Here is a 17,037-nt window from a genome sequence, read left to right on the forward strand (position 1 = left end):
GAGACTGGGAGGAACGAGAAGGAAAGGCGCCAGTGGGGCCGAAGAGAGGGCAACCCCCAGCGAAGTAAAGGAGGATGGGGACTGCAGGTCCCCGACGTCACGAGCGGTCCCGGCGGTGGGGGCGGGGGCGGACGCCGCGACGTCCGCCCCCGGTGCGACGACGGTCGTCACTGGACCGCCGCGGCCCACTTCTCGCCGAGCAGCGTGCCGGCGTTCGCCGACTGCTCCTCGGTCGGCACGACGGTCTCCGCCGGTGCCTCGGGCAGCGCGGCGGCGAGGTCGGCGTCGATCGTGCCCGCCTCCGTCATGGCCTCCATGCGCACCGGACGGGCGCCGCCCTTCAGCCACAGGTTCTGCACCTCGTCGCTGTAGAGGAACTCCTGCCACAGTCGCGCGGCGGCCGGGTGCGGGGCGTCGGCGTTGATGGCCTGGTTGTAGTAGCCGGCGTAACCGGTGCCGTCGAGCACGACGACCTTCCAGTCGGGGTTGTCGGCCGTGTGGGCGGCGTTCAGGTAGTCCCAGTCGAACACCACCGGGGTCTCACCGCTGGCGATGGTGGCGGTGGTCACGTCGACCTTGAGCAGGTTGCCGGCCTTCTGTAGCTCGGAGAAGAAGTCGATGCCGGGCTGGAAGTCGTCGAGCGTGCCGTCCGACTGCACGGTCGTGAGGCCCACCGCGGCGAACGCGGCACCGGCCTGCGTGGGGTCGCCGTTGATCGCGACCGCGCCCTTGTAGTCGGCGGAGAGCAGGTCGTCGAGCTCGGACGGTGCGTCGTACTTCGACGAGTCGTAGCCGATCGACATGTACCCGCCGTAGTCGCCCACGAACAGCCCGCTCGGCTCCTTGAGCTCGTCGGGGATGTCGTCCCACGTCTGCACCGTGTACGGCGCGAAGGCATCGGTGTTCTGCAGGGCCACGGTGAGGCCGAGGTCGAACACGTCGGGCGCCGTGTCGAGGCCCTTGTTCGTCTCGGCGGCCTGGATCTCCTCCGCGCTGGACACGTCGGGCGAGGCCTCGTTGATCGTGATCTCGGGGTACTTCTCGGCGAAGAGATCGAGGATCTCGCCGTAGTTCGCCCAGTCGCGCGGGAGCGCGATGACGTTGAGCTGTCCCTCGGCCGTGGCGGCGGCCTCCAGATCGGCGAACGTGCCGAAGTCGGCCACCGACGTGGCCGCCGACGCGTCGACGTCGGGCTCTCCGGAGCCGGAGCCCGACGCGTCGGCGGCGCCGGAGCAGGCGCTCAGTGCGAGCGCGGCCGTGGTGGCGAGGGCGATGCCGGCGCCGATGCGCGCGCGGCGGGTGAAGCGTGCCATGAGTATCCTCTCGGTGCCCGGCGCGGGTTCGCCGGGGTCGGGTTGCGAGAGGACACTACGAGCCGGAGGTTGCCGCTCGTGGCGGCCGCGGTGAACGGACGGTGTCCGATGGGTGGCGCGCGGGCGCGGGACCGACAGGCGAGCCGGCGCGGCCGCCGGTCAGTGCGGAACGGTGAGCTTGAAGCCGCGGTGCGAGCCGACGTAGCCGAGACGCTCGTAGAAGCGGTGCGCGTCGGTGCGGGCGGCATCGGAGGTCAGCTGCACCATCGCGGCGCCGAGCGCGGGCGCGGCCTGTTCCCCGACCCAGCGCATCACGGCCCCGCCGAGACCCGCCGAACGCAGGTCGCTGCGCACGCGCACGGCTTCGACCAGCAGGCGACGGGCTCCGCGGCGTGCCATGCCGGGGATCGACGTGAGCTGCAGCGTGCCGACGACGGCCCCGCCGAGCTCGACCACCAGCAGGTCGTTCGAGGGCTCGGAGAGGATCTCCCTCAGGCCGCGCTCATAGGCGGGGCGATCCTCGTCGGAGGCCACATCACCGCGGGCGGCGCTGATGGGGTCGTCGGCGAGCAGCGCGATCACCGCATCGGTGTCGTCCAGGGTGGCCCGCCGCAGGACGGCCTCGCCGACGCGCGACGGGAAGGGGAAGGGCAGGGGGAGGGCGTCGAGCATGGCACCAGTCTCTCAGGGGCGCGGATGCGGGAGGAGGGTGCACTCTCTGGAATCATGGCCGGGTGGATATCGGCACGGTGCTCGGGCTCGAGCAGCTCACCTGGGGGATGCTGATCCTCGTGATCGTCGCGGCGTTCTGCGCCGGCTGGATCGACGCGGTCGTGGGCGGCGGGGGGCTGCTGCAACTGCCCGCGCTGCTGCTGATCCCCGGTATCGCGCCGGTGCAGGCCCTGGCCACCAACAAGCTCGCGTCGGTGTTCGGCACGGCGACGAGCAGTGTCACGTACTACCGCCGCGCGAAACCCGACATCCGCACGGCTCTGCCCATGGCGGTGATCGCGCTGCTCGGCTCGTTCGGGGGAGCCGCGGTCGCCACGGTGCTCCCGCCCGCCGCGTTCAAGCCGATCATCGTGGTCGCACTCCTCGCGGTCGCCCTGTTCACGGCGCTCCGCCCGCAGCTCGGCGCCGCGACGCAGCTGCGCTTCCACGGCCACAAGCACCACCTCATGGCGGGCCTCGCCGGCCTCGGCATCGGCTTCTACGACGGGATGATCGGCCCGGGCACCGGCACGTTCCTGGTGATCACCCTCGTGGCGCTGCTCGGCTATGACTTCCTGCAGGCCAGCGCGAAGGCGAAGATCGTGAACCTCGCCACGAACCTGGGCGCGCTGCTGCTGTTCATCCCGCACGGGTCGGTGCTGTGGCTGCTGGGCGGCATCCTCGCGGTCGCGAACGTCGCGGGCAGCTACCTGGGGTCGCGCATGGCGATCTCGCGCGGCACCACGTTCATCCGCGTGGTGTTCCTCGTGGTGGTCGTCGCGCTCATCGCGAAGCTGGGCGTGGACGTGTGGAACGAGAACATCGTCCCGGCTCTCGCCTCGCTCCGCTGAACCGTCCGCGGCTCACACGACGACGCCGGGTCGGGCAGGTTCCGTGGGGAACCGCCCGAACCGGCGCGAGTGCCTGATCGTGCGCGAGCGGCTCAGGCCGCGTCGTCGTCGGGCTCGTAGTCCACGCCGGCCTCGGCGCGCTGCTCCGGGGTGATCGGGGCGGGCGCGGAGGTCAGCGGGTCGTACCCGTTGCCCGACTTCGGGAAGGCGATGACGTCGCGGATCGACTCGGTCTTCGACAGGTGCTGCAGCACGCGGTCCATGCCCAGCGCGATGCCGCCGTGCGGGGGAGCGCCGAAGGAGAACGCGTCGAGCAGGAAGCCGAACTGCTCCTGCGCGACCTCGTCGCTGATGCCCATGACCTCGAAGACCCGCTTCTGCACGTCTTCGCGGTGGATGCGGATCGAGCCGCCGCCGAGCTCGGAGCCGTTGCACACGATGTCGTACGCGTAGGCGAGGGCCGAGCCCGGGTCGGTGTCGAACGTGTCCTCGAACTCGGGCTTCGGGCCGGTGAACGCGTGGTGCACGGCCGTCCAGGCGCCCGCGCCCACCGCGACGTCGCCCGAGGCCACCGCGTCGGCGGCGGGCTCGAACATCGGGGCGTCGACGACCCAGGTGAACGCGAACTCGTCCGGGTTCAGGTAACCCAGGCGGCGGCCGATCTCCACGCGCGCGGCGCCGAGCAGCGCCCGGCTCTCCTTGGCGGATCCGGCGGCGAAGAACACGCAGTCGCCCGGCTCGGCGCCCACGAACTCCGCGAGACCCGCCTGCTCCGCCTCGGACAGGTTCTTCGCGGCGGGGCCGCCCAGGGTGCCGTCCTCGTTGAACAGCACGTAGGCGAGACCGCGGGCGCCGCGCTGCTTGGCCCAGTCCTGCCAGGCGTCGAGCACCTTGCGCGGCTGCGAGGCGCCGCCGGGCATACGCACCGCGCCGACGTACTCGGCCTGGAACACCCGGAACGGGGTGTCCGCGAAGTACTCGGTCGCCTCGACGAGCTCGAGCCCGAAGCGCAGGTCGGGCTTGTCGGAGCCGTACTTCGCCATCGCCTCGGCGTAGGTGATGCGCGGCAGCGGGGTCTGCACCTCCACGCCGATCGTCTTCCACATCGCCACGATGAGCGACTCCATGAGGGCGATCACGTCTTCCTGCTCGACGAAGCTCATCTCGATGTCGAGCTGCGTGAACTCGGGCTGCCGGTCGGCGCGGAAGTCCTCGTCGCGGTAGCAGCGGGCGATCTGGTAGTACTTCTCCACGCCGCCGACCATGAGCAGCTGCTTGAACAGCTGCGGCGACTGGGGCAGCGCGTACCAGCTGCCCGGGTGCAGCCGCGCCGGCACCACGAAGTCGCGGGCGCCCTCGGGGGTGGAGCGGGTGAGGGTGGGGGTCTCGACCTCGGTGAAGCCGTCGGCGTGCAGCACGTCGCGGACGGCCTTGTACACGTCGGAGCGCAGACGCAGCGCGGAGGCCGCGGCCGGACGGCGCAGGTCGAGGTAGCGGTACTTGAGACGCGCCCCCTCGCCCACGGTCTCGGTGTCGGCCAGCGCCGTGGAGACCTGGAAGGGGAGCGGAGCCGAGGGGTTCAGCACCTCGACCTCGGCCGCGATGACCTCGATCTCGCCCGACGGGAGGTTCGGGTTGGCGTTGCCCTCGGGGCGGCGCGAGACCTCGCCCGTGACCTTGAGCACGAACTCGTTGCGCAGCGGGTGGGCGACCTCCTCGTCGCGGATGACCACCTGGGCGATGCCCGAGGCATCCCGCAGATCGATGAACGCGACGCCTCCGTGGTCACGACGACGATCGACCCACCCGGTGAGGGTGACGGTCTGACCGATGTTCTCGGCGCGCAGGGAGCCTGCGGTGTGGGTGCGCAGCACGGAGTATTCCTTCTGATCTGGGAAATGGAGAACCCGCCCAGTCTACGGGGGTGCGCGACCCCTTCTCACGGGACGGCCCGTCCCTCAGTAGGGTGTCTGTGAACGGAAGGTGCCCCCATGAACCTCGCTCTCGTCCCCGCGGCCGACGTCCCGGTCGTCCCCGACTTCCTCGGCCAGTTCCTCTCCGGGACCACCGGCGTGGTGGCGTTGATCTTCTACATCCTCCTCGCCGTCGCCTGGTGGAAGGTGTTCACCAAGGCCGGATATCCGGGCATCCTCGCCCTCATCCCGATCGTCAACGCGATCTTCCTTTTGCGCATCGCCGGGATGTCGGGCTGGTGGGTCCTGCTCTACCTGGTGCCGATCGCCAACGTGGTGCTCGCGATCGTCGTGGCCGTGAAGGTCGGCGCCCGCTTCGGCAAGGGCGGCGTCTTCTCCTTCTTCCTCCTCTTCGTGTTCTCGTTCATCGGATACTTCATCCTCGGCTTCGGCGACTCCCGCTACCGCGAGATCTGACGTGGGGGTATCGCGACTGCACCTCGTGCGGCACGGTGAGGTGCACAACCCCGCCCGCGTGCTGTACGGCCGGCTGCCCGACTATCACCTGAGCCGCGCGGGCCGCGGGATGGCGGCGTCGGCGGCCGCGCACGTGGCGCAGCTCGGCGACCCCGTGGCGGCGCTGTACGCCTCGCCGCTGGAGCGCGCGCAGGAGTCGGCGGAGCCGTTCGCCGAGCGGTTCGACCTGGTGCCGGAGATCGACATCCGTCTGATCGAGCCGACGAACGTCTTCGAGGGCACCCGCATGCGCCGGTCGCTGATGAACCCGCTCAACTGGTGGCATCTGCGGCAGCCGTCGGTCCCCAGCTGGGGTGAGCCGTACGCGTCGATCGCGGAGCGCATGCTCGGGATCATGGACGAGGCGTGGACGGCCGCGCTGGAGAGCACGACCGAGGGCGACATCGTGATGGTGTCGCACCAGGCGCCGATCTGGATCACGCACCTGCGCGTGGCGGGGCTTCCGCTGCAGCACGACCCCCGCACGCGGCGCTGCGCCCTGTCGAGCGTCACCTCGTTCGAGCGCGTGGGCGACGTGTGGCGCGAGGTCGCCTACGCGGAGCCCGCCGCCACGGGCGACGCGGTCGACGTCGGCGCGGTCTGACCCGCCGCCGTCACCGCACGCGCCCGTGGCCTCGGTCTCAGCGGGCGTCCTCCAGCAGCGACCGGATGACGCCGATCGCCGCGAGCTGACCGGCCGCGGCGGCGAGCAGCACCGCGGCCATCGGCCCGGGGAGGGTCGCGCGATGGGCGAGGTCGCCCGCCGCGAAGACGCCGCCGACCGAGGTGTGCCCGAGCTCGTCGATCTCGATCGAACCGGAGTCGAGCATCCGCAGTCCCAGGTCGGCCGCGAAGGGGGCGCGCTGGCGCGCCGAGGCAGCGGCGACGAAGACCCCGGCCACGTCGAGGTCGCCGTCGGCCGTGCGCACGCGCACCCCCGCGCCGTGCTCCGAGACCTCGGCCGCAGGCCCGGCGACCCGCACCCCGAGGCCCTCGAGCCGATCGCGGTCGTCGTCGCCGAGCGGCGCGTCCACCGGCACCACGGTGATGTCGCCGACGACGGGCCCGAGCAGTCCGATCAGGTGCTCCGCGCGCGGGGCGGGGCCGAGGATCGCGATCGGACGACCGGCGTGCTCGTGGCCGTCGCAGAACGGGCAGGTGAACGCCTTCAGCCCCCACAGCGGCGCGAGTCCCGGCACCGCGGGGAGGTCGTCGGCCACGCCGGTCGCGAGCACCACGCGTCGTCCGCGTTCGACCGAGCCGTCGGCGAGCGTCACGCGGAAGCCCTCCGTGGCGGAACCCTCGATGCGCTGCGCCGCGGTGTCGCGCACGGTCACCGTGTCGTAGGCGGTGAGCTCCCGCCGGGCGCGGGCGCGCAGCTCCGCCGGGGGTGTGCCGTCCTCGCCGATCATGTTGTGCATGTGCTGCACCGTCCCGTTGCGGTACTCGCCCGAATCGAGCAGCAGCGCCGAGCGGTGCATGCGTCCGAGGGTCAGGGCCGCCTGGAGCCCGGCCGGTCCCGCCCCGATCACGATCGCGTCGTGCATGGTGTCGTCCTCTCTTCTTGCCTTCCTCGCCAGTGTGTGACTTCATGTCAACATGAAGTCAAGCGACAGCCACCCCTGGTCCGTCGGCGAGGTCGCCGCCCGCTTCGACCTGCCCACCCACGTGCTGCGGCACTGGGAGTCGGTCGGGTTGCTCCGCCCGCCGCGTGATGCGGCAGGTCGGCGACGCTACGGCGAGGACGAGGTCGTGCGGATCGCCGTGATCCAGCGCAGCAAGGCGGCCGGCATGAGCCTCGAGCAGATCGCCGTGCTGCTCGACGACGGCAGCGCGGGCCGGCACCAGGTGCTGCAGCAGCACCTCGACGACCTCGACCGGCGCATGGAGGAGATGCGGCGCTCGCGGGAGATGACCGAGCACGCGATGGGCTGCCGTGCGCACGACATCGCGACGTGCCCGCGCTTCCGCGCGAGCGTCGCCGACGTGCTCGCGCGCCTCTGATTCCCCCCGGGGGGTACCCGGCCGATGCATAGGATGCTCTGCGTAAACTCGGAGCCGTGCCCCTCGCCCCCAGAATCCCTCCGATTCGCCGCGGCCGCACCTCCCACCCCCGGCATGCCCGCCGAGCGGTCGGAGCCGCGTTCGCCGCGGTGCTCGCCGTCGGCCTGACCGCGTGCGCCCCCGACGCCGTCAGCGAATCCTTCCTGAGCGGGGAGAACACCGGCTACGTCGCCGCGGACGGCGCGATCGTCGAGATCCCGGTCGCCGAACGTGGCGAACCCGTCGAGTTCGGCGGGGTCACCGAGACCGGTGACGACTTCGACAGCGCCGACGTCGCCGGCGACGTCACCGTCGTCAACTTCTGGTACGCCGGGTGCGCCCCGTGCCGCCTCGAAGCGGCCGATCTGGAGAGCGTCTGGAAGGAGTACGAGGACCAGGGCGTGTCCTTCATCGGCGTCAACACGCGCGACCAGGCCGACACGGCCACCGCGTTCGCGGAGGAGTACGGCGTCACGTACCCGAGCCTGATCGACGTCGACACCGCGGAGGCCAAGCTCGCGTTCGCGGAGGCCGTGCCGATCTCGGCCACCCCGACCACCCTCGTGCTCGACAAGCAGGGCCGCGTGGCCGCGAAGATCATCGGGCCGATCGACGGGACCTCCGTGCTCTCCACGCTCGTCAAGGACGCCCTCGCGGAGGACTCGTGACCCGCGCGGAGGCGCCGTGAACCCCGACGTCATCATCGGCTCCGGCGCCCTCTGGCTCGCGCTGCCCGTGGCGATGCTCGCCGGGCTCGTGTCGTTCGTGTCGCCGTGCGTGCTCCCGCTCGTCCCCGGCTACCTCGGATTCCTGGGCGGAGCAGTGGCGCCGCGGGGCTCGGCCGACGGCACGACGCAGACCGCGACCCGCAGTCGCCTCGTGCTGGGCGTGCTGCTGTTCATCCTCGGCTTCACGGTCGTGTTCATCCTCTTCACGGTGCTCGGCGGCACGGCGGGCGCGTTCCTGCTGCGCTGGGGCGACCTCATCACGCGCATCCTCGGCGTCGTGATCATCGCGATGGGGCTGGTGTTCCTCGGCCTGTTCGGCTTCGCGCAGCGCGAGTTCCGCTTCCACGTCGACTCCAAGGCCGGGATCATCGGGGCCCCGCTGCTGGGTGTCGCGCTCGGCATCGGCTGGGCGCCGTGCATGGGGCCGACGCTCGCCGCGATCCTGGCGCTGTCGTTCAACGCCGGCGACCCGGTGCGCGCCGGCTTCCTCGGCCTGGCGTACTCCCTCGGCCTCGGCATCCCGTTCCTGCTGGTCGCCCTCGGCTTCGGCTGGGCGACCAGGGCGATCGGCTTCCTGCGCCGCCACGTGCGCATCGTGAACATCGTGGGCGGCGTCATGCTCATCCTGCTCGGTGTGCTGATGGTCACCGGGCTGTGGACCGACATCATGTCCCGGCTGACGGCGGTGATCGGCAGTGTCATCCTCCCGCTCTGACCGCGCAGAGCACACCACCACGAAGAACAAGGGTGCCGTGAACAGCGACTCCAGCGATCCGCTCCGTCCGTCCGACCACGTCGACGGCGACGACTCGATCACCCAGCCGCGGCTCGGGGTCGTCGGCTGGCTGCGGTGGGGCTGGCGTCAGCTGACGTCGATGCGCACCGCGCTGATCCTGCTGCTCGTGCTCGCGATCGCCGCCATCCCCGGCTCGATCTTCCCCCAGCGCATGGCCGACCCGAACGGCGTCACGCAGTGGGAACGCGACAACCCCGACCTGTTCCCGATCCTCGACGGCCTGAAGCTGTTCGACGTCTACCTGTCGCCGTGGTTCTCCGCCATCTACCTGCTGCTGTTCACGTCGCTCGTGGGCTGCGTGATCCCGCGCATCAAGCACCACGCGAAGGCGCTGCGTGCGCGTCCGCCGCGGACTCCCGCCCGGCTCCAGCGCCTGGAGGACCACCGGTCGGTCACGCGCGACCCGGTCGCCGGCTCCGGCACGGGCACCGGTGACGCGGAGGCGGAGGCGGCCGCCGCGATCGATGTCGCGACGACGCAGCTCAAGGCGCTCGGCTACCGCGTGGAGCGCTACGACCGCGGCCGCACGTTCTCGGTGTCGGCCGAGCGCGGGTACTGGCGCGAGACCGGGAACCTGCTGTTCCACCTGGCTCTGGTCGGCGTGCTCGTGACGATCGGCGTCGGCGGCGGTTTCGCGTACACCGGGCAGCGGGTGCTGGTGGAGGGGGAGACGTTCGCGAACACCCTGCTCGACTACGACTCCATGAACCGCGGCCGCTTCGTGACCGACGACGCGTTCGCGCCCTACTCGATGCGCCTCGACTCGTTCGACGTGACGTACCAGCCGTTCGGCGAGCCCGGCTCGGGTCAGGCGGGGAACTTCTCGGCCAACATGACCATCCTCGAGAACGGCGAGGAGCGCGAGGGCTCCGTCAAGGTGAACGAGCCGCTGGGCGTCGCCGACGACGACGTGTTCCTGCTCGGCAACGGCTATGCGCCGACCGTCACCGTGCGCGACCCCGAGGGCACGGTCGTGTTCACGGGCAGCACCCCGTTCCTCCCGCAGGACACGAACATGACCTCGCTCGGGGTGCTCAAGGTGCCGGACGGCCTTGCCGAGCAGGTGGGCCTCGTCGGCTTCTTCTACCCGACGACGGGTGTGCTCGACTCCGGTGCCTTCTTCTCCGGCTACCCCGACCTGACCAACCCCACCCTCACGCTCGACGTGTACACGGGCGACCTCGGCATCAACGACGGGGTGCCGCGCTCCGTGTACGTGCTCGACACCTCCGACATGACCAAGCTCACGGGGCGCTCGACCGACGTCGAGTCGATCGAGCTCGCGCCGGGCGAGACCGCGGAGCTGCCGAACGGGCTCGGCTCGGTCACCTTCGAGGACGAGTCGCCGGAGGGCGCGACCGATGCCTCCCAGTCGGTGAAGCGCTTCGCCTCCCTGCAGATCCACCGCGACGAATCCGGCGTGTTCGTGCTGGGCTTCGCCATCCTCGCGCTGGCCGGGCTCATGCTCGCGCTGTTCGTGCCGCGACGGCGCGTGTGGGTCAAGGCCACGGCCGCCGACGGCGCGGTGGGGCTGGAGTACGCGGCGCTCGCCCGCGGCGAGGACCCGACGCTCGCGCGGGCCGTGGACGACATCCGCGACGGTCACGCCCGACTGCTCGACGCCGCGGGCGGCACCGTCGCCCGCACCCCCGACGACGCGGAGGCCGAGACCGCGTCCGCGGAAACCGCACCCCCGGCCGCCGACACCACGAAAGTAGACTGACACCATGCTCGAGCTCACCGTGATCTCGCCTGTCCTGCTGTGGACCGCGATCGCGATCTATGCGGCCGCCTTCGTGGCGTACGCCTTCGATCTCGCGCGCCGCTCCCAGGCCTCCGCCGACGCCGTCTCCGTGCGGGAGGGCGAACTGGTGGCGGCGGGCGGCGTCCGTGGCGCGGCATCTCCCGCGACCGGGGCCCCGGCCGCGACCGCTGCCCCGCAGCGCTTCGTGATGGCGCGCATCGGCACGTCGCTCACGGTGCTCGGGTTCGTGTTCCACCTCGCGGCCACCGTGACCCGCAGCATCGCCGCCGGCCGGGTGCCGTGGGCCAACCTGTACGAGTTCGCGATGGTCGGCACGCTGCTCATCATCGCGGTGTACCTCGTGGTGCTCACGCGCCTCGATCTGCGCTTCCTCGGCACGTTCATCACGGGACTCGTGGTGGTGCTCCTCGGGCTGGGGGCGACGAACTTCTACGTCGAGGTCTCGCCGCTGATGGACCCGCTCAAGAGCGTGTGGCTCATCATCCACGTGTTCGTGGCGTCGCTGGCGACCGCGTTCTTCGCGCTGGCGTTCGCGCTGTCGGTGATCCAGCTGATGCAGTCCCGCCGCGAGCGTCTGCTCGGCGAGGGCGCCGCCAAGACGGGACCGGGCTTCCTGCGCACGTTCCCGACCGCGGAGCGCCTGGAGAGCCTGGCGTACATGTTCTCGATCATCGGCTTCATCCTGTGGACGTTCACCCTCATCGCCGGGTCGATCTGGGCGTACTACGCGTGGAGCCGCTTCTGGGGCTTCGACGTGAAGGAGACCTGGACGTTCGTGATCTGGGTGCTATACGCGGGCTACATCCACGCGCGGGCGACGCGCGGGTGGCGCGGCAACCCCTCGGCGTGGCTGTCGATCGTCGGCTTCACCGCGGTGATCTTCAACTTCACGATCGTCAACGTGTTCTTCAAGGGCCTGCACGCCTACTCCGGCCTGAGCTGATCCGCTGCCCCCGGGCAACGCCAGGTCTCAGCCGCCGAGCGGCAGGACCTCGGCGTGCTCGGTGCCGTGCTCGTACCAGACCAGTTCGGCCTCGGTGATGGTCTCGGTGACAGCGGGCTCGAAGGCGCGGGACTCGGCCTCGGCGAATCGTCTCCACTCGGCCGGGTCGAGAGTCTTGCCGTAGATCACCGAAAGGTGGAAGGTCCAGTCCTCCAGCGGCAGCTCGCCCAGCCGGCGGAAGTCCGTCTCGTCCAGCGCGGTCGTCAGGGTCGAGTACGCCGAGACGAGTGACGCGGTGCGGGCGAGACGCACGATCAGGATCTGCCATGGAGCGGAGAACTCGTCCGTGGCCTCGGCTCTGACCTCGATCGGGGTCTGCTGCGACGCCCAGGTGCGGATCAGCGCCGCGAGCTCGTCGCGCCGATCGGGCTCGGCGAATCCACGCAGAGTGACGTGACCGGTGTGCGGGCGCCGGATCGGGGCGCCGAGGCGAGCGAGTGACGCGTCCTGGACGTTCCGATAGGTCTCGGCTAACGCGGCGGTGGGGCGCAGCACGACGTACTGCTGCCCTTCCAGGCCGGCGAGCTGTTCGGGGGTGTCCATGAACGGTCGACGCATGGCAGGAGCCTAGGGGAGTCAGGCGGGGGCGAGGACCGCGGTCGCCGTGGTGGTGCGGCGGACCGCGACCACCACGGTCGTGGCGACGAGCGACAGCACGCCCCACACGATGAGCGCGGCAACCGCCGGGCCGCTCGCGGAGATCAGGCCCGTGAACGCGGGAGCGGTCGGCAGGGCGGCACCGATCGCGGCGAGCCAGTCGGGCACGGTCGAGATGAGGCCGGTCGCGACCGCGAGCACACCCACGAGCGCGGCGATCCAGCGCCCGATCCCGCCGAACACGGCCACGAGCGCCTGGTTCACGGCGGCGAACGCGACCCCGGCGAGCACGGCCGTGCCGGCGAAGGCCCACCACTGGGCGGCGTCGTAGCTCGCCACGGTCTGCACGATGAGCGACACCAGCAGGCCCTGCGCGGCGCCGATGGCCGCGGCGGGCCAGAACCCGCGCAGGGCCAGGGCCGCGGAGGAGCGGCGGGAGGTGAGGGTGCGGGCGGTGTGGGCGCGCAGCACCAGGAACGACGCCAGGCCGCCGAACCACAGCACGACCGCGGTGAGCAGCGGGATCGCGGTCGGGCCGAAGATCGCGTTCTCCGGGGCGTCCGCCGCGACCGGGTCGGCGATCACCGACGCGAGCGAGGTGGACTCGTCGTCGCTGAACGAGGGGAGCGAGTCGGCCGCGGTACGAAGGCCGCCCGCGAGATCGCCCGTGCCCGTGGCGAGCGTGTCGAGGCCGGCGACGAGCTCGGTGGAACCCTCCGCGAGCTGGTTCGCGCCGTCCGTGAGCTGGGTCGCGCCGGTCGCCAGAGCCCGTGCCCCGGCGGCCGAGGGGGCGATGCCCTCGCTGGCGAGCTGGGTCAGGCCGTCCGCGAGCTGGGTCGCCCCGGTCCCGGCCTGCCCCATGCTCGATGCGAGGGTGCCGAGGGTACCGGGGAGCGCCGCCACGCCGCCCGACACCTCCGGGCTGGTGAGGATGCCCGCCGCGGTGCCCGCCGACCGCGCCACCGACCCGGCCTGGGTCGCGAGCGCGGTGAGCTGGTCGCACTGCGCCTGGTCGGTCACGGGCGGCGTGCACGCGCCCGCCGCGAGGGCGCCGAGGCTCTGGGCGAGCGCCGCTGCGTCGGTGCCGGCCGTCTGCGCCGACCCGGCGGCGGACTGGATCCCGCCGACGAGCTGCTGCGTCGGGGCGACACTGGCCTGGAGCTGCGCGGCACCCGCGGTGAGTCCGCTGCCGATCTGCCCCGCGCCGGCCGCGGCCTCGCGCGTCTTGCCCGCGATCGTGTCGAGCCCCGACGCGAGCGAGGAGGCGCCGGTGCCGAGCTGTGCAGCGCCGGAGGCGAGCTGTGTCGCGCCGTCGGGGATCTCCGCCGCCCCGGTGGCGGCGTCGCGGGCGCCGGTCGCGAGCTGGAGTGCACCGTCGGCGGCGTCGCCGATCTGGTCGCCGATCGTGGTGAAGCCCACGAGGATGTTCTCGGTGGTGGCCTCCGACAGCATGGTGCCGAGGGTCGACGCGGCGACGTTCGCGATTTGGCTCGTGATGAGGTCGTCGGCGACGAGACCGTCGTCGGGGGTGGTGACGCGGATCGTCGCCTGCTCCGCGTCGCCGCCGCCGTCCGCCACGGCCTGCCCGCCCGAGGTCGCGGCGGCCGAGAAGTCCTCGGGGATCGTGATGACGGCCTGGTACGAGCCGTCCGCGAGCCCGTCGGCCGCATCCTCCTCGTTCGAGATGACCCACGTGAGGTTCGAGTCGAGGTCGTCGGAGCCCTCGACCAGCCCGGAGGCGAGCTGTCGTCCGAGCGGGGTGACCTGCCCGTCGATCTCGACCGGCTCGTCGAGGTTCACGATCGCGGCGGTCATCGACTCCAGCCGCTCCGTGGGGTTGTACAGCGCGGCCATGAGGATGCCGCCGATCGCGGCGGGCAGCAGCAGCACGCCGAGGATCGTCAGCCACGTGATGGGCTTGCGGGAGCGCGCGCGCTCGAGGGGGAGGGTCATGCGGTCACCTCGGTGGTGTCGGCGGCGGCCCGGTGCGGGTCGCGGAGGTCCAGGGTGTCGGCGGACGACCATCCGGCGTCCGCGAGGAGGGAGCGCGCCGCGGTCGCGTCGACCGCGGTGGCGAACACGGCGAGGGGGCGGCGGGCCGCGGTGTCGCGCAGTCGGGCCGCGAGCTGATCCCGGGCGGCGCCGTCGAGGCGGTCGATGCCGTCGAGCACCACGAGCTCGGTGCGTCCGCGCAGCGCCTCGGCGAGGTCGGGGGCCGTCGCGTCCTGGTCGTCCACGAGCACGCAGCCGACGTGGGCACGCACCCACGCGGCGCGACCGGGGAGCAGGTGCCCCGCCACGCGCAGGCGACCCTCGCCGGGCGGCACCCGTCCGGCGATCGTGAGGGCGAGCACCCGCAGCGTGGCGGCGTCGAGCCCGGTGGCCACCACCGCGCTCCCCGGTGCGAGGCGCAGCGACAGGCCGTCGAGCGCGGCGATGTCGCCGCCCACCGTGAGGTCGTCGGCTGCCACGACGGAGCCGTCGCCGGGCCACGCGGCGAGGTGTCGTTCGCGTTCCACCGCCTCGCCCTCGATGTCCACGCTCGGCAGGATGCGCTCGAGCCAGGCCGGGATCTCCCACGCGCGCTCGCCGAGGATCGCCATGAGGGCGGGGATCAGGGTCATCCGCACCAGGAACGCGTCGATCGCGATGCCGGCCGCGAGCCCGAGCGCGATGGGCTTGAGCGACGAGTCGCCCTCGGGCACGAACGCCACGAACACCGCGAACATGATGAGTCCGGCGGCCGTGACGACCTTCGCGGAGCCGGAGAAGCCGCTCCGCACGGCGCGCAGCGCGGCCGCGCGACGGATCGCCCGGTCCGGGCTCTTCGCGTCGGGGTCGTGCACGAAGTCCTCTCTCATGCGCGAGACGAGGAACACCTGGTAGTCCATGGCGAGGCCGAACAGCACGCCCATCAGGATGATCGGCATGAAGCTGATGATGGGGCCGACCTTCGCGACGTGCAGGGCGTCGGCGAACCAGCCCCACTCGAACACGGCACCCACCACGCCGAACGCGGCCACGATCGACAGCAGGTAACCGGCGGCCGCGGTGATCGGCACCCAGAGCGAGCGGAACACGATCGTGAGGAGGATGAGCGACAGGCCGATCACGAAGATGCCGAACGGCAGCAGGGCGGCTCCGAGCTGGTCGGAGATGTCGATGCCGACCGCCGTGAAGCCGGTGACCTTCAGGTCGATGCCGAACTCGTCGAGCCATTCGTCGTGGTGGCTGCGCAGCTCGCGCACGAGGTCGGCGGTGGCGGGGTCGTCGGGCGCCGTCTCCGGGATGATCTGCACGATGCCGGTGTCGGCGGTCTCGTTGGGGGTGGCGAGCGCGACCTCCTTGACCCCCGGGACCTCGGCGACCGCGTCGCCCAGGTCCTCCATCAGACCGAGCGGATCGGTGGAGGTGACGATGGTGCCGGTGAGGATGAGCGGGCCGTTGAACCCGGGACCGAACTGTTCGCCCACGAGGTCGTAGGTCTGCCGCGCTTCGGAGTCCTTCGGCAGCACGCCCGCGTTCGGCAGCGCGAGGTCGAGGCTGAGTGCAGGGACGGCGACGACGCCGAGACCGAGCACGATCGCGAGGGACACGAGGATCGGGCGTCGGGTGACGCCGGCGACCCAGCGGCGGCTGCCCCGCGGGCGGGGTTCGGCCGGGGGCGCCTCGGCGCCGTCGGCGGCCTCCGACGCCGCGCGGGCCGTGGCCGCCCTGACCTTCTTCGTCTTCCGCGACGTCTTCGCCCGGGGCTTCTTCGGGCGCCCGGCGACGCGGTGGCCGAGGAAGCCGAGCAGGGCGGGCGTGAGGGTCACGGCGATCGCGACGGCCACCGCGACCGCGACCGAGGCGGCGATGCCCATCGTGGTGAGGAAGGGGATCCCGGCGAAGCCGAGGCCGATCAGCGCGATGAGCACGGTGACGCCGGCGAACACGACAGCGGAACCGGCGGTGCCGACGGCGCGCGCGGTGGACTCCTCGGGGTCGACGCCGTCGCGCACCTGATCCTGATGCCGCGCGACGATGAAGAGCGCGTAGTCGATGCCGACGGCGAGCCCGAGCATGAGCGCGAGCAGCGGCGTGGTGGACGAGACGGTGGCGAACGCGGTCGCGGTGAAGATGCCCGCCATGGAGATGCCGACGCCGAGGATCGCGGTGAGCAGCGGCAGCCCGGCGACCACGAACGAGCGGAACGTGACGATGAGCACGAGCAGGGCGATCAGCAGACCCACGGCCTCGGTGAGCGTGACGCCCGGGATGGAGATCGCGAACAGGTCGCCGCCGAGCGACGTCTGGGCGCCATCGGGCAGCTCGGCGCCGAGGTCAGCGACCACGGCGCGCAGGGCGTCCTTCGTCTCGTCGGACACGTCGGTGGACTCGCCGTCGAACTGCACGCGCACGATCGCCGCCGTGTCGTCGTCGTTGATCATGCCGTCGACCATCTCGTCGTACGGCGAGGTCGCCGCCAGCACCTGGTCGAGATCGCCGAGGGCGGACACGGCGTCGTCGATGGGCTCGCGGTACGCGTCGTCGTCGATGCTGTCGCCGTCGGCGGCGACCACGATGAACTGCGCGTTGGTGCCGCTCACCTGCGGGAAGGAGCGGGACAGCTGCTCCAGGCCCGCCTGCGACTCCGTGCCGGGGATGGAGAACGTGTTGTCCGTGCCCGCACCGAGCACGACGGCACCCGCGCCGGCGATGCCGAGGGCGAGGAGCCAGGAGACCAGCACGCGCCAGGGGTGCCGGAACGACCAGCGTCCGAGGGACGACAGGAGTGTGGACACGGGTTCTCCTCGGTGGG

General features: G+C 71.8%; 15 protein-coding genes. 8 read left to right on the forward strand and 7 right to left on the reverse strand.

Annotation, left to right across the window (positions count from 1 at the left end):
- Window positions 1-167: 167 nt before the first annotated feature.
- The gene (locus ACFV3I_RS05320; protein ID WP_378822493.1) at window positions 168-1,313 is read right to left on the reverse strand and encodes an ABC transporter substrate-binding protein; all 1,146 of its coding nucleotides are present in this window, start codon (window positions 1,311-1,313) and stop codon (window positions 168-170) included.
- A gap of 159 nt (window positions 1,314-1,472) precedes the next feature.
- On the reverse strand, window positions 1,473-1,985 hold the full coding sequence (locus ACFV3I_RS05325; RefSeq protein WP_136029732.1) for a GNAT family N-acetyltransferase: 513 nt from the start codon (window positions 1,983-1,985) through the stop codon (window positions 1,473-1,475).
- A gap of 107 nt (window positions 1,986-2,092) precedes the next feature.
- On the opposite strand from ACFV3I_RS05325, the gene ACFV3I_RS05330 reads away from it, so the two are divergent.
- A complete protein-coding gene (locus tag ACFV3I_RS05330) occupies window positions 2,093-2,875 on the forward strand; it encodes a TSUP family transporter (protein ID WP_136036377.1) in 783 nt (260 codons plus the stop codon).
- Between the two features lie 92 nt (window positions 2,876-2,967).
- Here the strand turns inward: ACFV3I_RS05330 and aspS are convergent, their stop codons facing one another.
- Entirely contained in the window at window positions 2,968-4,749 is a 1,782-nt protein-coding gene (aspS, locus tag ACFV3I_RS05335; protein ID WP_378822494.1) for an aspartate--tRNA ligase, read from the reverse strand.
- A gap of 117 nt (window positions 4,750-4,866) precedes the next feature.
- On the opposite strand from aspS, the gene ACFV3I_RS05340 reads away from it, so the two are divergent.
- Both ACFV3I_RS05340 and ACFV3I_RS05345 read left to right on the forward strand, forming a co-directional pair.
- Window positions 4,867-5,265, forward strand: coding sequence for a DUF5684 domain-containing protein (locus ACFV3I_RS05340; RefSeq protein WP_240745361.1), 399 nt, complete (start codon window positions 4,867-4,869; stop codon window positions 5,263-5,265).
- 1 nt (window position 5,266) lies between these two features.
- Window positions 5,267-5,908, forward strand: a complete 642-nt coding sequence (locus ACFV3I_RS05345) for a histidine phosphatase family protein (protein ID WP_136029737.1) — start codon at window positions 5,267-5,269, stop codon at window positions 5,906-5,908.
- Between the two features lie 37 nt (window positions 5,909-5,945).
- Here the strand turns inward: ACFV3I_RS05345 and ACFV3I_RS05350 are convergent, their stop codons facing one another.
- Entirely contained in the window at window positions 5,946-6,851 is a 906-nt protein-coding gene (locus tag ACFV3I_RS05350) for an NAD(P)/FAD-dependent oxidoreductase (protein WP_378822495.1), read from the reverse strand.
- 52 nt (window positions 6,852-6,903) lie between these two features.
- Between ACFV3I_RS05350 and ACFV3I_RS05355 the strand changes: the two genes are divergently transcribed.
- From ACFV3I_RS05355 to ccsB, 5 genes are read left to right on the forward strand one after another with little or no spacing between them, the layout of a single operon-like run.
- Complete coding sequence (locus ACFV3I_RS05355) at window positions 6,904-7,308, forward strand: MerR family transcriptional regulator (protein WP_136029742.1); 405 nt, start codon at window positions 6,904-6,906, stop codon at window positions 7,306-7,308.
- 56 nt (window positions 7,309-7,364) lie between these two features.
- A complete protein-coding gene (locus tag ACFV3I_RS05360) occupies window positions 7,365-8,015 on the forward strand; it encodes a TlpA disulfide reductase family protein (RefSeq protein WP_136029744.1) in 651 nt (216 codons plus the stop codon).
- A 16-nt stretch (window positions 8,016-8,031) separates the two neighbouring features.
- On the forward strand, window positions 8,032-8,790 hold the full coding sequence (locus tag ACFV3I_RS05365) for a cytochrome c biogenesis CcdA family protein (protein ID WP_136029746.1): 759 nt from the start codon (window positions 8,032-8,034) through the stop codon (window positions 8,788-8,790).
- Window positions 8,791-8,827: 37 nt separating this feature from the next.
- Complete coding sequence (locus ACFV3I_RS05370; RefSeq protein ID WP_378822497.1) at window positions 8,828-10,594, forward strand: cytochrome c biogenesis protein ResB; 1,767 nt, start codon at window positions 8,828-8,830, stop codon at window positions 10,592-10,594.
- Window positions 10,595-10,598: 4 nt separating this feature from the next.
- Window positions 10,599-11,579, forward strand: a complete 981-nt coding sequence (ccsB, locus tag ACFV3I_RS05375) for a c-type cytochrome biogenesis protein CcsB (protein WP_136029750.1) — start codon at window positions 10,599-10,601, stop codon at window positions 11,577-11,579.
- Between the two features lie 27 nt (window positions 11,580-11,606).
- On the opposite strand, the gene ACFV3I_RS05380 is transcribed toward ccsB, so the two are convergent.
- From ACFV3I_RS05380 to ACFV3I_RS05390, 3 genes are read right to left on the reverse strand one after another with little or no spacing between them, the layout of a single operon-like run.
- A complete protein-coding gene (locus ACFV3I_RS05380) occupies window positions 11,607-12,197 on the reverse strand; it encodes a 2'-5' RNA ligase family protein (RefSeq protein ID WP_378822498.1) in 591 nt (196 codons plus the stop codon).
- Window positions 12,198-12,215: 18 nt separating this feature from the next.
- Window positions 12,216-14,189: a YhgE/Pip family protein gene (locus ACFV3I_RS05385; RefSeq protein WP_378803410.1), complete on the reverse strand. Its 1,974-nt coding sequence runs from the start codon at window positions 14,187-14,189 to the stop codon at window positions 12,216-12,218.
- A complete protein-coding gene (locus ACFV3I_RS05390; RefSeq protein WP_378822499.1) occupies window positions 14,186-17,020 on the reverse strand; it encodes an efflux RND transporter permease subunit in 2,835 nt (944 codons plus the stop codon). The genes ACFV3I_RS05385 and ACFV3I_RS05390 overlap by 4 nt, the downstream gene beginning before the upstream one ends.
- Window positions 17,021-17,037: the final 17 nt, after the last annotated feature.

This window comes from Microbacterium sp. NPDC059771 (assembly GCF_042732495.1).
Lineage (GTDB): Bacteria > Actinomycetota > Actinomycetes > Actinomycetales > Microbacteriaceae > Microbacterium > Microbacterium sufflavum.

Bases quoted from the DNA above. Each gene is read 5' to 3' on its own strand.
- ACFV3I_RS05355 (WP_136029742.1), top strand. From the start codon at position 6,904: ATGAAGTCAAGCGACAGCCACCCCTGGTCCGTCGGCGAGGTCGCCGCC.
- ACFV3I_RS05320 (WP_378822493.1), bottom strand. From the start codon at position 1,313: ATGGCACGCTTCACCCGCCGCGCGCGCATCGGCGCCGGCATCGCCCTC.
- ACFV3I_RS05330 (WP_136036377.1), top strand. From the start codon at position 2,093: ATGCTGATCCTCGTGATCGTCGCGGCGTTCTGCGCCGGCTGGATCGAC.
- ACFV3I_RS05325 (WP_136029732.1), bottom strand. From the start codon at position 1,985: ATGCTCGACGCCCTCCCCCTGCCCTTCCCCTTCCCGTCGCGCGTCGGC.
- ACFV3I_RS05380 (WP_378822498.1), bottom strand. From the start codon at position 12,197: ATGCGTCGACCGTTCATGGACACCCCCGAACAGCTCGCCGGCCTGGAA.
- ACFV3I_RS05385 (WP_378803410.1), bottom strand. From the start codon at position 14,189: ATGACCCTCCCCCTCGAGCGCGCGCGCTCCCGCAAGCCCATCACGTGG.
- ACFV3I_RS05350 (WP_378822495.1), bottom strand. From the start codon at position 6,851: ATGCACGACGCGATCGTGATCGGGGCGGGACCGGCCGGGCTCCAGGCG.
- ACFV3I_RS05340 (WP_240745361.1), top strand. From the start codon at position 4,867: ATGAACCTCGCTCTCGTCCCCGCGGCCGACGTCCCGGTCGTCCCCGAC.
- ccsB (WP_136029750.1), top strand. From the start codon at position 10,599: ATGCTCGAGCTCACCGTGATCTCGCCTGTCCTGCTGTGGACCGCGATC.